This is a genomic window from Acidocella sp., assembly GCF_013044125.1.
In the GTDB taxonomy this organism is placed as follows: Bacteria; Pseudomonadota; Alphaproteobacteria; order Acetobacterales; family Acetobacteraceae; genus Acidocella.
The window spans coordinates 1-14,247 of sequence record NZ_JABEVC010000156.1 but is presented as its reverse complement, the minus strand read 5'-3'; the positions used below and the strand labels follow the sequence as shown (position 1 = coordinate 14,247).

17 protein-coding genes are annotated in these 14,247 nt (G+C 64.7%); 8 read left to right on the top strand and 9 right to left on the bottom strand.

Features of this window, described 5'->3' with window-relative positions:
* A partial coding sequence (locus tag HKL97_RS09810; RefSeq protein ID WP_363238705.1) for an SAM-dependent methyltransferase occupies positions 1 to 222 on the top strand: 222 nt, incomplete at its 5' end.
* Between the two features lie 2 nt (positions 223 to 224).
* Here the strand turns inward: HKL97_RS09810 and HKL97_RS09805 are convergent.
* Both HKL97_RS09805 and HKL97_RS09800 read right to left on the bottom strand, forming a co-directional pair.
* A complete protein-coding gene (locus tag HKL97_RS09805) occupies positions 225 to 773 on the bottom strand; it encodes an NADPH-dependent FMN reductase (RefSeq protein WP_291424841.1) in 549 nt (182 codons plus the stop codon).
* 68 nt (positions 774 to 841) lie between these two features.
* Positions 842 to 1,372, bottom strand: coding sequence for a flavin reductase family protein (locus HKL97_RS09800; RefSeq protein ID WP_291424839.1), 531 nt, complete (start codon positions 1,370 to 1,372; stop codon positions 842 to 844).
* 94 nt (positions 1,373 to 1,466) lie between these two features.
* Between HKL97_RS09800 and HKL97_RS09795 the strand changes: the two genes are divergently transcribed.
* Positions 1,467 to 1,835 (top strand): hypothetical protein, encoded by a 369-nt coding sequence (locus HKL97_RS09795; protein WP_291424837.1) that lies wholly within the window; start codon positions 1,467 to 1,469, stop codon positions 1,833 to 1,835.
* 167 nt (positions 1,836 to 2,002) lie between these two features.
* Here HKL97_RS09795 and HKL97_RS09790 read toward each other — a convergent pair whose 3' ends face one another.
* The 3 genes from HKL97_RS09790 to HKL97_RS09780 all read right to left on the bottom strand — a co-directional run bounded on the left by HKL97_RS09790 (position 2,003) and on the right by HKL97_RS09780 (position 5,853).
* Positions 2,003 to 3,430, bottom strand: coding sequence for an aldehyde dehydrogenase family protein (locus HKL97_RS09790; protein WP_291424835.1), 1,428 nt, complete (start codon positions 3,428 to 3,430; stop codon positions 2,003 to 2,005).
* Between the two features lie 245 nt (positions 3,431 to 3,675).
* Positions 3,676 to 5,283 (bottom strand): phosphoenolpyruvate carboxykinase, encoded by a 1,608-nt coding sequence (locus HKL97_RS09785; RefSeq protein WP_291424845.1) that lies wholly within the window; start codon positions 5,281 to 5,283, stop codon positions 3,676 to 3,678.
* A gap of 69 nt (positions 5,284 to 5,352) precedes the next feature.
* Positions 5,353 to 5,853 carry a HugZ family protein gene (locus HKL97_RS09780; RefSeq protein WP_291424833.1) on the bottom strand — a complete coding sequence of 167 codons (501 nt, stop codon included), beginning with the start codon at positions 5,851 to 5,853 and terminating at the stop codon, positions 5,353 to 5,355.
* Positions 5,854 to 5,912: 59 nt separating this feature from the next.
* Between HKL97_RS09780 and HKL97_RS09775 the strand changes: the two genes are divergently transcribed.
* Genes HKL97_RS09775 through upp form a run of 3 tightly spaced genes read left to right on the top strand, consistent with a single transcriptional unit; the run spans position 5,913 to position 8,905 of the window.
* Positions 5,913 to 6,614 carry a response regulator transcription factor gene (locus tag HKL97_RS09775; RefSeq protein ID WP_291424831.1) on the top strand — a complete coding sequence of 234 codons (702 nt, stop codon included), beginning with the start codon at positions 5,913 to 5,915 and terminating at the stop codon, positions 6,612 to 6,614.
* 28 nt (positions 6,615 to 6,642) lie between these two features.
* Positions 6,643 to 8,277 carry an ATP-binding protein gene (locus HKL97_RS09770; RefSeq protein ID WP_291424829.1) on the top strand — a complete coding sequence of 545 codons (1,635 nt, stop codon included), beginning with the start codon at positions 6,643 to 6,645 and terminating at the stop codon, positions 8,275 to 8,277.
* A gap of 4 nt (positions 8,278 to 8,281) precedes the next feature.
* On the top strand, positions 8,282 to 8,905 hold the full coding sequence (gene upp, locus HKL97_RS09765) for a uracil phosphoribosyltransferase (protein WP_291424827.1): 624 nt from the start codon (positions 8,282 to 8,284) through the stop codon (positions 8,903 to 8,905).
* A 163-nt stretch (positions 8,906 to 9,068) separates the two neighbouring features.
* Here the strand turns inward: upp and HKL97_RS09760 are convergent, their stop codons facing one another.
* From HKL97_RS09760 to HKL97_RS09745, 4 genes are read right to left on the bottom strand one after another with little or no spacing between them, the layout of a single operon-like run.
* Entirely contained in the window at positions 9,069 to 9,980 is a 912-nt protein-coding gene (locus HKL97_RS09760; RefSeq protein WP_291424826.1) for a polyprenyl synthetase family protein, read from the bottom strand.
* A gap of 3 nt (positions 9,981 to 9,983) precedes the next feature.
* Positions 9,984 to 10,220, bottom strand: coding sequence for an exodeoxyribonuclease VII small subunit (locus tag HKL97_RS09755; protein ID WP_284256113.1), 237 nt, complete (start codon positions 10,218 to 10,220; stop codon positions 9,984 to 9,986).
* A 31-nt stretch (positions 10,221 to 10,251) separates the two neighbouring features.
* Complete coding sequence (locus HKL97_RS09750) at positions 10,252 to 11,178, bottom strand: histone deacetylase family protein (protein ID WP_291424823.1); 927 nt, start codon at positions 11,176 to 11,178, stop codon at positions 10,252 to 10,254.
* Positions 11,175 to 11,447, bottom strand: a complete 273-nt coding sequence (locus tag HKL97_RS09745) for a sulfurtransferase TusA family protein (protein WP_408820970.1) — start codon at positions 11,445 to 11,447, stop codon at positions 11,175 to 11,177. The genes HKL97_RS09750 and HKL97_RS09745 overlap by 4 nt, the downstream gene beginning before the upstream one ends.
* A 27-nt stretch (positions 11,448 to 11,474) precedes the next feature.
* On the opposite strand from HKL97_RS09745, the gene HKL97_RS09740 reads away from it, so the two are divergent.
* Genes HKL97_RS09740 through HKL97_RS09730 form a run of 3 tightly spaced genes read left to right on the top strand, consistent with a single transcriptional unit; the run spans position 11,475 to position 14,153 of the window.
* A complete protein-coding gene (locus HKL97_RS09740) occupies positions 11,475 to 12,368 on the top strand; it encodes an ROK family protein (protein ID WP_291424820.1) in 894 nt (297 codons plus the stop codon).
* Complete coding sequence (locus HKL97_RS09735; protein ID WP_291424818.1) at positions 12,369 to 13,631, top strand: DNA polymerase IV; 1,263 nt, start codon at positions 12,369 to 12,371, stop codon at positions 13,629 to 13,631.
* 9 nt (positions 13,632 to 13,640) lie between these two features.
* The gene (locus tag HKL97_RS09730) at positions 13,641 to 14,153 is read left to right on the top strand and encodes a flavin reductase (protein WP_291424816.1); all 513 of its coding nucleotides are present in this window, start codon (positions 13,641 to 13,643) and stop codon (positions 14,151 to 14,153) included.
* The last annotated feature ends 94 nt before the right edge of the window (positions 14,154 to 14,247 follow it).

The window sequence follows — 14,247 nt, the reverse complement described above, 5'->3', positions numbered from 1 at the left end:
GTGGCGCTGATCAAGCCGCAGTTCGAGGCGGGGCCCGAGCATGTCGGCAAGGGCGGGGTTGTGCGAGACCCGGAAATTCACGCTGCGGTGTGCGCGAAAATCAAGGCCTGGTGGGAAGCGCTCCCCGGCTGGCGGGTGCTGGGCGTGGAGAAAAGCCCGATCACCGGGCCGGAGGGGAATATTGAATTCCTCATCGGCGCGGTGAAGATGGGGGAGGGGTAGGCTCAGGCGTGCAGTTTCACCCAGCCGGTGAATTTATCCATCCACCCCTGCAAAAACGCCTGGCTGCCCGGCCCGATATTCCCGGCATCGTCAAACAACCCGTCCTTCGCCTGGATGAACACCTCCGGCCCGCCCAGCGTCGGCATGTCAAGGTAGGCCAGCACATTGCGCAGATGCTGCTGCGCCAGCGCGGTGCCGATCGCGCCGATCGAGACGCCGAGCACCGCCGCCGGTTTTCCCGCCCAGGCGCTCTGGCCATAAGGGCGCGAGGCATTGTCAATGGCGTTTTTGAGCACGCCGGGGATCGAGCGGTTGTATTCCGCCGTGACGAACAGAACCCCGGCGGAGCTCGCGATCTCCGCCTTCAGCCGCTTTACGCTGGCGGCCTGATTGGCGTCGTCATCCTGGTTGTAGAGCGGCAGATCATCAATCCGCACCGGGTTGAAGGAGAAATCCGCCGGCGCCATACGGGCGATGCCGGTGGCAAGTTTACGGTTGAACGAATCCTGGCGGAGACTGCCGACGATTACAGCGATATTATGTTGGCTCATAATGCACTCCTGGAATGACTGGAAACCGTGTTATGCGCGCGAAGGCTAGCACCGATTCGCCGCGCGTGTCATCGCATCTTTGAAGGCAGCTTGAGCACTTCGCCATCCACGGCGAACTTGCCGTAACCCTGGTGATGGATGGTCCGGCGGTCAGTTTGCGCGGGATCAACCCAGGCCTTCACCACCTCCAGAATGAACATGTTATATTTGTTCACGAGTTTGGTATCGCTCACGCGGCATTCCAGATTGGCGAGGCATTGCGCGATCAACGGTGCCTCCACCCGCAAGGCTGGCAGGGGTGTGATGCCGAAGCTGGTGAATTTATCAGTGTCCCGGCCGGAGCAATTGCCGATTTTCACCACCTGCGAGGCCATGGCCACGCCGGGAATGGCGATTACGCATTGTTTGGTTGCCCGCAGCGCCGCGAAGCTGTGGTTGGCGGCGCTCACCACGCAGGAGATGAGCGGCGGCTCGAACTCGATCATCATGTGCCACGACATCGTCATGACATTGGCCCGTCCTTTGCGCGCGGTTGTCAGCAGCACCACCGGCCCCGGTTCAATCAGCTGGTAGACTTTTGGCAGGGGTAAATTTTTCAAGGCGGCAACTCCTTGAGCCTGGAACATTAACCTGTGAGATGACGTCCGTTCACGGCTGGGTTATGCTGCGGTAATGAGCAGAAGATTCGATACGGTGTCAATCTGGAGTGGGCGCCCGCGGTTGTGCGCCGGGTTGCTGGGGCTGGCGGTGGCTGCGGTTTTGCCAGGCTGTACCCTGCCGCCTGGGGGGCTGGCGCAAATGGACGGTTCTGCATCCGCCCAGGCTTTGCAGCAGGCAGAACAGCAAGGCTATGCCAAGGGCTTTGCCGCGGGCGAACTGGCGCAGGCGCTGCGTGATAAGACGCGCGAAATGGCGGAGGCGCCAAAGCAGGCGCCGCCTGCGCCGCCCGTGGCAATGCGCCCCGCAATTCCCGCCGTGCCGGATACGTCATTGCCGGCGGGGACAAATTATAATTCCAGCGGCCCGGCCAAGCCCCTGAGAGGCCCGGCCGAACCGTTTTAGCGCGATCGTTTGAGGTTCGCTCAACCGAGCGAGCCGAAAGCGTGAATCGCCCTCAGAAAAATGGCCAGAGCCTGATCGCACTTAAACCAATCAGGCTAGCGGCGGTCAGATGCGGAGTCAGACCTCAGATTAACCCGCAAAGCGGGGAAATCTGAGGCCATCGCACGCTAAGCGCCGTAACCGATCATGCCCTTGATCTCGAGCATGTCATTCAGGCCGAAATCCACATATTCACGGCCGTTGCCCGATTGCTTGTAGCCGCCAAAGGGGGCGAACAAATCCCATTCGGGGTAGTTGATGTACACGCTGCCCGCCCGCATTTCGCGCGCCACCGCGCGGGCCTTTTCCAGGTCCTTGCTCTGCACATAGGCCGCCAGGCCATAAACCGTGTCGTTGGCGATCTCGATTGCCTCGTCCAGCGTATCATACGGCAGGATCGAGAGCACGGGGCCAAAAATCTCCTCGCGCGCGATGGTCATGTTGCGCGTGACATTGCCAAACACGGTGGGTTTGACGAAATAACCGCCGCTCAGGCCATCCGGGCGGCCCAGCCCGCCTGTTGCCAGTGTTGCTCCCTCGTCGATGCCGGCCTTGATCAGGCGCTGCACCTTGTCAAACTGAACCTGGCTGACCAGCGGCCCCAGCACCGTGCTGTTGCCAAAAGCCGGACCGACCGTCTGCTTGGCGGCTTCATCGGCGGCGATGGCCATCGCCTCATCGTGCATCATGCGCGGCACCAGCATGCGCGTTGCCGCATCGCAGGACTGGCCGCTGTTGACGAAGCAGGCGCCGATACCCTGGCGCACGGCGGAGTCCAGATCGACGTCAGGCAGCAGGATGTTGGCCGATTTGCCGCCCAGCTCCTGCGCCACGCGCTTCACCGTATCAGCCGCGGCCTTGGCCACCAGAATCCCCGCGCGGGTGGAGCCGGTGAAGGACATCATGTCCACATCCGGATGTTCGGCGAGCTTCTGGCCGACTGAGGGGCCATCGCCGTTGACCATGTTGAACACGCCTTTTGGCACCCCGGCCTCGTGCATGATCTCGGCGAAGATGATCGCGTTGACCGGCGCGATTTCGCTGGGTTTGAGCACCATGGTGTTGCCGGCCGCGATCGCGGGGGCAACCTTGGAGACAATCTGGTTCAGCGGCCAGTTCCACGGGGTGATGAGCCCGACCACGCCAAGGGATTCCTTCACCACCAGCGTGGTGCCGCGCTTCTCGCTCCACTCGAAATTCGGCAGCGCCTTGATCAGCGCGGCAAAATGCGCCTGCCCGGCGACGGCCTGAGCGTCGCGCGCAAAGCCGATCGGCGCGCCCATTTCATGCGCGCAGGCATCGGCGATCTCACCCATCCGGCGCTCATAAATCGCCAGGCAGGTTTTCAGCAGTTCCAGCCGTTCCTTCGGCGTGGTGTGCGAGAATGAGTGGAAAGCCGCCCGCGCCGCCGCCACGGCCTTGTTCACATCGGCAGCGCTGCCGCCGGAAATCTCGGTATAGGGCTGCCCGGTTGAAGGATCGATGACGGTAATGCGGTTGGGCACCACCGGGTCAACCCAGGCGCCATCGATATAGAACTTCAGATTATTGGACATTTGCTCTCCTGTGCAGCTGCGGTGTGTTAAGCATGGCCAGTAAAATCGTGGTTAGCGTTAGTGCTTGCCATGCAGTGAAACCGCTCAGGAGTTTAGCAGATGCGGCGCACGGGTGCTTGTCTTTGCAGCGCAATCGCCTGCGAATTTTCGCGCGAAGACGGCAAAAGCCGCAGCCTTGCGATTTGCGGGGCTGCGGCTTTTGTGTTGAGCGGTTCAGGTTAAGGGCGGAGGGGCCGGGCTGCAGCTCAGGCCGCGGCGCGGATCGCGGCGGCCTTCACATCTTCGTCGACCAGATCGGCGAATGTCGCGAAATTATCGACAAAGCGCTGCACCAGGCCTTTGGCGGCCAGATCATAAGCCGCAGGGTCGGCCCAGGCGGTGCGGGGGTCCAGCACCTCGTCGGGCACATTGTTCACATGCAGGGGGATTTGCAGCCCAAAGAACGGGTCGGTGCGGTATTCCACGTTGTCCAGCTCGCCCGCCAGGGCGGCGCGCAGCAGGGCGCGGGTGTGGGTGATGGACATGCGCTTGCCCACGCCGTAGGCCCCGCCGGTCCAGCCGGTGTTCACCAGCCAGCAGGAGGCGCCGGTTCTGGCGATGAACGCCTGCAGCAGCTTGCCATAGACCTGGGGGTGGCGCGGCAGGAAGGGCGAGCCGAAACAGGTGGAGAAGGTTGCCTGCGGCTCGGAGCCGAGGCCTTTTTCCGTCCCGGCGACCCGCGCGGTGTAGCCCGAAAGGAAGTGGTACATTGCCTGCGCCGGGTTGAGCCGGGAGATCGGCGGCAGCACGCCGAAGGCATCGGCGGTGAGCATGATGACGTTTTTGGGCGTTCCGCCGCGGCCGGAAAGTTCCACGTTAGGGATGAATTCCACCGGGTAGCAGGCGCGGGTGTTCTCGGTATAGGTCTGGTCGGTCAGGTCCAGGCGGCCTTGCGGGTCGGCCACGACATTTTCCAGTACGGTACCAAAACGGTGCGACGCGGCCCAGATTTCCGGCTCGTTCTTCTGGCTGAGGTCAATGACCTTCGCGTAGCAGCCACCTTCGAAGTTGAACACGCCTTCCGGCCCCCAGCCATGCTCGTCATCGCCGATCAGGCGGCGGGTGGGGTCGGAGGAGAGGGTGGTTTTGCCGGTGCCCGAGAGGCCAAAGAACAACGCCGAATCGTTCTGCGGGCCGATATTGGCGGAGCAGTGCATCGGCAGCACGCCGCGCTCCGGCAGGATCCAGTTCATCACCGTGAAGATCGATTTTTTGATTTCACCCGCATATTGCGTGCCGGCGATGACGATCATCTTTTCCGCGAAGGAGAGTACGACGGCGGAGGAGGATTTCACCCCGTCGATGGCGGGGTCCGCCTCGAAATCCGGCGCGTGCAGAATCACATAATCGGGCACGAATCCGGCGAGGTCTTCCGCCGGCGGGCGGATGAACATGTTGCGCGCGAACATCGCGTGCCAGGCGCCCGTTGTAACCAGGCGGATGCTGATGCGGTTTGCCGGATCGGCCCCTGCGTAGACGTCCTGCGTGAAGAGTTCGCGGCCCTGCAGATACGCCTGCACGCGGCCTTTCAGCATGGCGAAGCTGCTCTCCGCCAGCCGCTGGTTGATCTTGCCCCACCACACATTCCCGGCGGTGGAGGGTTCATCGACAACAAATTTATCCCCGGCCGAGCGCCCGGTATGCACGCCGGTACGCACGATCAGCGCGCCATCGGCCGAGAGGCGGCCTTCGTTTTTGCGCAGGGAATGCGCCACGAGGGCCGGGGCGGTGAGGTTGGCGTGCAGTGCGGCGGCGACGCGAACACCTGTGCCGGCGAGGGGAACGGCATCATGGAGATTGGCGAGATCGGTCATGTGGGTCACGGTTGAATCGTTCCTCTCTGGCTGCAATCTGTTTCTTCATAAGCAGCGTAACACCTTGTATCAACCGGAAAACTTCTCAAAAATGCGATTAATTTCATGCTGCAACGCAGCGAGCCGCAGCCGGGACGCCGCGGCAAATCCGCCGACATAATGCGCGTCGTTCAGCTCCAGGCGCCATAGGTTGAAATCCGCGAACCCGGCATATTGGGCGGCATACGGGTGTATCCGCAGGAAATGTTCGCGCGCGGCGGCGCAGGCGGCGGAATCTGTGATGATCCGCGCCGTGCCGTTGAGCAGCAGCCGCGGGGCCGTCTGCGGATTTTCATCCACGGGGGCGCCGGTGATCAGCAGGGCGCAGGCCGGGTTGGCGCGCAGGTTTCTGGTGTGGGCCGCAAGGTCTGAGAGCAGCAGGATGGGAGCGCCGTCCGCCGCTGGTGCCGGCGTGACGAGGGCGGCATGGGGCAGGCCGGCCGGGGTTGTTGTGGCCAGAGTGCCCGCCCGCGCGGTTGCCAGCAGGCTGGCCGCCTCCGAGTAAAAATTCCGCTCTTGATTTGCTGCCATAATCCGGTCACTCCCACGATGCACTTGACACTTATGTCCGCAAATATGAGTCCCAGTAGATGAAACACACAATTGCCCTGGTCGATGACGACCGCAACATCCTTACCTCCGTCTCGATGACGTTGGAACAGGAGGGGTTCGACGTGCGGACCTTCACGGACGGTGAGTCGGCACTGCAGGCCCTTTTGGCCAAACCGGCCGACCTTGCGGTGCTGGACATTAAAATGCCGCGCATGGATGGCATGGAACTGCTGCAAAAACTGCGTGCACGCTCGGCCATGCCGGTGATCTTCCTCACCAGCAAGGACGATGAGCTGGACGAGTTGATGGGTCTGCGCCTGGGCGCTGACGACTACATCACCAAGCCGTTCAGCCAGAGGTTGCTGCTGGAGCGCATCCGCGCCCTGCTGCGCCGCAATGAGGCATCCAAGGCCGAGGGGTCAGGCGCTGCCCCCGCGAGCGTTTTAACCAGGGGCAACCTCACGCTGGACGAGACCAAGCACCAGTGCCTCTGGAAGGGCAAGGACATCCAGCTCACCGTCACCGAGTTTCTTCTGGTGAAGGCCCTGGCCCAGCGCCCCGGCATGGTGAAGTCGCGCGACCAGCTGATTGACGCCGCCTATGGCGAGAACGTGTATGTGGATGATCGCACCATCGACAGCCATGTGAAGCGTCTGCGCAAAAAATTCCGCAACGAGGATGGCGAGTTCGACCAGATCGAGACGCTCTACGGGATCGGCTACCGCTACAAGGAAGCGTAAGTTTGCATATTACCGTCCCGGCCGCCCCATGACGCATAAAAAACCCCGCCTTTCGCGGCTGCTGCGCGATATCCTGCTGGTCAACCTGCTCCCCGTGGCGTTGATTTTCGCGGCGCTGTTCTATCTGGACCAGTATCAGCAGGGGCTGCTCAGCGCCGAGGTCTCCGCCTTGCGTGAGCAGGCGCGGATTTACGCCAGCGCCGTAGCGCAAACCGCCGTGCAGGAAAACACCAGCGGCGCCACCATCAATCCGGATCTGGCGCAACCGCTGCTCTACCAGCTGACCGAGCCTTCCCCCAACGCGCAGGCGCTGATCTATGGGCCGGATGGCGAGTTGATCGCCAATTCGCGCGTGCATCCCGGCCCTGGCGGGGCGATTGTCACCGAACCGCTTGCCGCGCCGCCGCCGCAGGGGTTTTTCCCCCGTGTGATCAGCTTCATTTACGACCATTTGCTGGGTTCCGTGGCGGGGCAGGTTGATGAAACCGGGCTCGTGGGCTCCGGCGCCGGGGAAAACCCGGCCACCTTGGGCTGGCAGCCCGACGCGCGCCAGGCTCTGCAACTCACCAGCGCCGGCCCGGACCAGGAGGCTCCGCCGTTCGTGCGGCGCGACAAGCAGGGGCAGTTGCTCATTACGGTCGCCGAACCGATCCAGCGAAGCCAGCAGAGCGTGGGCACGGTGCTGCTGACGCGCGAGGCCGCCGAGGTGGACAGTGCCGTGCTGGCGGTGCGGATTTCCATCCTCGGCCTGTTCGCCCTGGCGCTGGGGCTTACCGTCATCGTCTCGTTCTATCTGGCCCGCACCATCGCCGGCCCGATTCTGCGGCTGGCCGGGGCGGCAGCGCTGATGCGAGAGGGCCGCGCGCGCACCCAGGCGCTGCCCGAGAGCATAACTGAGCGCAACGATGAGATCGGCACCCTGGCCCGCGCGCTGGATGGTTCGGCCAAGGCGTTGTGGGCGCGGATGGACGCGATCGAGCAGTTCGCAGCCGATGTCAGCCATGAGATCAAGAATCCGCTGTCCTCCATCCGTTCGGCCATTGAGACGCTGAGCCGCGTCGAGGACCCCGCCCGCGCCGCGCGCCTGCTCGCCATCATCACCCAGGATGTCGCCCGGCTGGACCGGCTGATTACTGATATCTCAGACTCCTCGCGGCTGGATTCCGAGCTGTCGCGCAGCAAGATGGAAATTGTCGACATGGCGCGCATTCTCGCCACGCTGGCCGAGATCCATGACGCCACCCGTAAGGAAGGCGGCCCCTATGTTGTGGTGGATGCCCCGGCGGTCGGGCTTTTTGTGCGCGGGGCGGAAAACCGGCTGGTCCAGGTGCTGCGCAACCTGATCGGCAACGCCATCTCCTTCAGCCCGCCCAATGGTAAAATCTGGCTGCGCGGGCGCGAGACCGGCGGCATGGTGGAGCTGGCGGTGGAGGATGAAGGCCCCGGCATCCCCGATGCCAAGCTGGACGGTATTTTTGACCGTTTTTATTCCGAGCGGCCGCAGAGCGAGCAGTTCGGCAGCCACTCCGGCCTTGGCCTCTCCATCTCCCGCCAGATCGTCGAGGCGCATCTGGGCCGCATCTCAGCCGAGAACCGGCGCAACGAGGAAGGCGCCATCATCGGCGCGCGCTTCGTGATCAGACTGCCAAAAGCCGAAGGGTGAGCAAATGGTTACTGTGATCGACCATCCGCTGGTACAGCATAAGTTGACCTTGTTGCGCCGCAAGGAGACCACCACCGGCGAGTTCCGCCGCCTCTGCCGCGAAATCGCGCTGCTGCTCGGCTATGAGGTGCTGCGCGACCTGCCGCTGGAGCCCATCACCATCGAAACGCCGCTGGAGCGGATGCAGGCGGTGCAGGTCTCGGGCAAAAAACTCTGCTTCATCTCGGTGCTGCGGGCCGGAGAGGGGATTCTGGACGGTATTCTGGATTTGGTACCCTCCGCGCGGATTGGCCATGTTGGGCTCTACCGCGACCCGGTGACCCATGAGCCGGTGAAATATTATTTTAAGGTGCCTGAGGGCATGGCCGAGCGCCTGTGCATCGTGGTCGACCCGATGCTCGCCACCGGCCACTCCGCCGCCGCCGCCGTGACTATGTTGAAGGAAGCCGGCGCAAGGAGACTCAAATTCGTCTGCCTGCTGGCCGCACCCGAGGGGCTGGCGTGGTTCGAGGCCGCGCACCCTGACGTGCCGGTGTTCGCCGCCGCGGTGGACCGTGAGCTGGACGATCACGCCTACATCCACCCCGGCCTGGGCGACGCCGGCGACCGGCTTTTTGGGACGAAGTAGGCGGCCAGGATAACGCTGGACGACTATAATATATCAGATGGATGTATTGGGGACATATTTTGTCCGTAATATATAAAAATATGGTAACTGTTGGGGTGGACGGCCCAACGGCATCTTGTGCCAATCATACACTTTGTCCTGAGTCCCAAGCAGGGCAAAGCCCCTAGCTCTTCCTCGTCACGGTAAACCTGGCCAGCGCCTGCAACAGCGCGCCACGCTCGCCAAAGCTCTCCAGATACCCCGCCGCCTGCTCGGCCAGCAGCTCGGCATGCGCCTTCGCCTGTTCCAGCCCCAGCACGGAGACCATGGTGGCCTTGCCCTGCGCCGCGTCCTTGCCCGCTGTCTTGCCCAGTTCCTCGGCGGAGGCGGTTTCGTCCAGCACATCGTCATATATCTGGAAGGCGCCGCCCAGGTCCCGGCCAAAGGCGGCGATGAAATGCCGCTGCGGCTGCGAGGCGCGGCCCAGAATCGCACCGGCCTCGGCACTGAACTGGATCAGCCGCCCGGTTTTAAGCGCCTGCAAGCGGGTGATCTCCGGCCCTGAGAGTTTTTTGCCCTCGCTCGCCATGTCGATCATCTGCCCGCCGACCATGCCGCGCGCGCCCGAGGCATGGGCCAGCGCCAGCACCAGCTCGCAACGCGCCTCGGCGTCGGCATGGGTGTCTTCCTCGGCCAACACCTCAAAGGCGCGGGTCTGCAACGCATCGCCGGCGAGAATCGCCGTCGCCTCGTCAAATTGCTTGTGGCAGCTCGGCATACCCCGGCGCAAATCATCATCGTCCATCGCCGGCAGGTCGTCATGCACTAAGGAGTAAGCATGCAGCATTTCCACCGCCGCCGCCACGCGCGCCGCGCAGGTGCGGTTCACCGTGAAGAGCTGCGCCGTCTCCATCACCAGAAACGCGCGCATCCGCTTGCCGCCGTTCAGCACCGCATAGCGCATCGCCTCAACGACGCGGGCCTCCGCGCCCTCCGGCACGGGTAGCAGCGCGTCGAGCTGGGCTTCCACCACGCGGGCGGTTTCGGCCAGTGCCTCGGCCAGGGCATTCGGGTTGCGCACAATATCAGACGCCATCGGTCAATCCTCGGATTTAAGGGCAAGAGTGCCATCCGCGCGGGCGACGATTGCCTGCACGCGGGCCTCGGCCTCCGCCAGTTTGGCTTCACAGTGTTTTTTAAGCGCGGCCCCGCGCTCATAGGCGGTAATCGCGTCCTCCAGCTTTTGCTGGCCGGACTCCAGGCCGCGGACAATGGCCTCCAGGGCCGCCAGCGCATCCTCGAAGGACATTGCCGAAATATCGTTTTTTGCCGTCATGGTTTTGCTGCCTACAGGTTCACTTGAAAATTCACAACCGCATCAACGCGCGCACATGGACGGCGGTGCAGGCGGCCAGGGCGGCGAGGTCGTAGCCGCCTTCCAGCAATGAGATAACACGGCCAGGACAATGCGTGTCGGAGAGTTCCATCAACGCCCGCGTCACCCAGGCGAAATCCGCCTCGCGCAGGCGAAGCTGCGCCAGCGGGTCGGCCACATGCGCGTCGAACCCGGCCGAGATGATCAACAACTCCGGGCGGAAGGCGGCCACGGCGGGGATGATCCCGCCCTCCCAGGCGGCGCGGAACTCAGGCCCGCCGGAGCCGGGCGCGAGGGGCACATTCATCACATTGCCCGCCACCCCCTGCTCGCGCACCATGCCGGTGCCGGGGAAACAGGGGTGCTGATGCGAAGAGCCGTAGAACAATTCGGGATCGGGGCCGAAAATATCCTGCGTGCCGTTACCGTGATGCACATCAAAATCCACCACCGCGATCCGCTTAAGCCCCCAGCGCGCGCGGGCATGATACGCCGCCACCGCCGCATTGTTGAAAAAGCAGAACCCCATGGCGCGGTCCGGCTCCGCGTGATGGCCGGGCGGGCGCATCGCCACGAAGGCGGCATTGGCCCAACCTTCCATCACCGCGTCCACCGCCGCCATGGCGCCGCCCGCCGCGCGCAGAGCGGCTTCCAGCGTGCCAGGGCCAAACACCGTATCGCCGTCGATATAGGTGGTCTCCTCAGGCGGCAGCGCCAGCATGGCCGCGACATACGCCGCCGCATGCGCGGGCTGTAATGCCGCAACCGGGGCTTTTGGCGCGACCTCGCGCAGCAGCGGGGAAAACATCGGCACCTCCAACGCGCGCAGCACGGCGCGCAGCCGCTCGGCACATTCGGGGTGGTCCTGCCCGGTATCATGCGCCAATGCCGCCGGATGCGTGAACAACGCAACACTCACGGCACAGCCGCTCTCACCTTGACGGAGAAACTGAACACCCCGCCGCTCTCGCTGGCGGCGACCAGCGCATGGCCGGTGACTTTGCAAAAATCCCTGAAATCGGCCACCGCCTGGGGGTCGGTCGCCAGTATCCGCAGCTTCTCGCCCGCCGCCATGCCGCGCAGCACCCGCGCGGCGCGCAACACCGGCAATGGCGACTTTTGAAACTGCGCATCGATCACACGCTCCCTCATGGTTTTGAGAATGCGCGTCCGGACGGTCTTGAGCAAGACCGTGAATCATCCGACATAGAGCGCATGAGCTATCGCATCGGCGTCGATCTCGGCGGCACAAAAACTGAAATTCTGGTCCTCGGGCCTGGAGGCAATGAGGTTTTGCGCCGCCGCACCGCCACCCCGGCGGGCTATGCCCAGGCGCTGGGCACCATCGCCAGCCTCGTGCGCCAGGCCGAGGCGGAGCTCGGCGCCAGCGCCAGCGTGGGCGTCGGCATCCCCGGCAGCATCAGCCCCGCCACCGGGCTGGTGAAAAACGCCAACTCCAACGCGCTCAACGGCCACCCTTTCGAGCAGGACCTCGGCACCCTGCTCGGGCGTGAAATCCGAGTCGCCAACGACGCCAACTGCTTTGCCCTCTCGGAGGCAACGGACGGTGCGGCGGCCGGGGCGCAGGTCGTCTTCGGCGTGATCCTGGGGACCGGCTGCGGCGGCGGCATCGTGGTGAACGGGCATATCCTCGAAGGCCGCCACCGCCTCGCCGGCGAATGGGGGCACATCTCCCTGCCCTGGCCGCGCATGGACGAAATGCCGATGCGCCCCTGCTGGTGCGGCCGCGCCGGCTGCCTGGAGACCTATCTCTCAGGCCCCGCCCTGGCCATGGAATGCGACGGTCCCGGCGCGCGCGACGCCAGCCAGCTCCCCGCCCGCGCCGCCAGCGGCGATGCACAAGCCGCCGCCGCGCTGGCCTTGCACGCCAACCGCCTCGCGCGCGGGCTGGCAGCCATCACCAACATACTGGACCCCGATGCCATCGTGCTCGGCGGCGGCCTCTCCAACCTGCCCAGCCTCGCCGCCACCCTCCCGGCCCTGATGCAGCCCTATATCTTCTCCGACACCTGCACCCCCCACATCGTCCGCAACCTGCACGGCGACTCCTCGGGCGTGCGCGGCGCCGCCTGGCTCTGGCCCGGATAAATGCCCGCCATTTGCCGCGACTGCGATGCACAGGTGTCCGGGGCGGTATGCGAGGCCTGCGGCGGCGCGCGGGTGGTGCGGCACGATGAACTGTTCAGCCTGGCGATCGCGCATATCGATTGCGATGCGTTTTTCGCCAGCGTGGAGAAGCGCGACAGGCCAGAGCTGCGCGACCTGCCGGTGATCGTGGGCGGCGGCGCGCGCGGCGTGGTGAGCACCTGTTGCTATGTGGCGCGGCTGTATGGGGTGCGCAGCGCGATGCCAATGTTCAAGGCGCGCGAACTCTGCCCAAAGGCCGTGGTGATCGCGCCTGACATGAAAAAATATGCGGCGGCATCGGCGCAGGTGCGGCGGTTGATGGAGGCGCTGACGCCGCTGGTGCAGATGCTCTCGGTGGACGAGGCGGCGCTGGATCTGGCGGGAACACAGGCGCTGCACCATGCGCCGCCGGCGGTGGTGCTCAACCGCTTCGCCCGGCAGGTGGAGGCGCAAATTGGGATCACCGTTTCCATCGGCCTCGCGCGCAACCGGCTGCTGGCCAAGCTGGCGGCTGAACGCGGCAAGCCGCGCGGCTTCACCGTGTTTGGCGCGGAGGCGGCGGCGGTGCTGGCGCCCGAGCCGGTGGGGCTGCTGCCCGGTGTCGGCCCCGCGCAGGTGCGCCGGTTGCAGGCGCTGGGCATTTTGCGCGTGGGGCAGCTGGCGGCGCTGGATGAGCGCACGGCGGTGCAGAAACTGGGCGATGACGGCCCCGCCCTGGTGGCCCGCGCGCGCGGCGAGGACTCAAGGCCAGTGCGGCTTGCGCGGGAGAGCAAGTCCATCAGCGCCGAGACCACATTCGCCGTGGACCTGCGCACACGCCCCGAGCTGGAGGCGGCTCTGTGGAACCTGTGCGAAAAGCTGGGCCGCCGCCTCCGCGGCGAGGCCCTGGCGGCGGCGGGGATTGTGCTGAAGCTGAAGACCGCCGGTTTCCTCAACCGTACCCGCAGCCAGCGGCTCGCAAACCCGACTCAGCTGCCCGAAACTATCTTCGATGCCGCGCGCGGCCTGCTGGCACGCGAGGTGGACGGCACCACATTCCGCCTGATCGGCATCGGCGCGGCGCCTCTGGTGGCCGAGGCGCTGGCCGACCAGGGCGATCTGGCCGATGCCGGGGCCGCGCGCCGCCGTGCCCGGCAAAACGCCATCAACCATCTGCGCGAGCGCTTCGGGCCATCGGCCGTGCAGCGCGGGCGCGGCTTTCACAAACCGCCCGGAACCGGTTAAACCTGCCCTATGACCGAAAACACCAGCGCCAGCCGCCAGAATTTCCGCGAAGCCATGTCCCGCCTGGGCGCCGCGGTGAATATCATCACCACCACGGGGCCGGAGGGCGACTCCGGGTTCACCGCCTCGGCGGTGTGCAGCGTAACCGACGACCCGCCGACCCTGCTGGTCTGCGTGAACAAAACCGCCAGCCAGCACGATGCAATTCTCGCCGCCGGTTTTTTATGCGTGAACGTGCTCGCGCACGAACATCAAGAGCTTTCGCCCATCTTCGCCGGCGCGGGCAATATACCGATGGCCGAACGCTTCGCGCGCGCGCAATGGCTGCGCCTGGCCACCGGCGCCCCGGTGCTGGAGCGGGCAACCGCCGCGTTTGACTGCGCGATCGACCAGGTTGTGGAGGTTGGCACGCATAGCGTCATCTTCTGCGCCGTACGGGCCATCCATCTGGGGGGCACGGCTTCGGGCCTGATCTATCACGGCCGGACCTATCACAAGGTCGGCCCGGAGAAGGGCTGCTAGTGGGACACGTCATTGAAAATGCCGTGTCCCACTAGTGTCCTGCCCCTGAAGTCCGCTGCATCTCGCCGCGGACGGAAGGGACAAGCAGGCCACT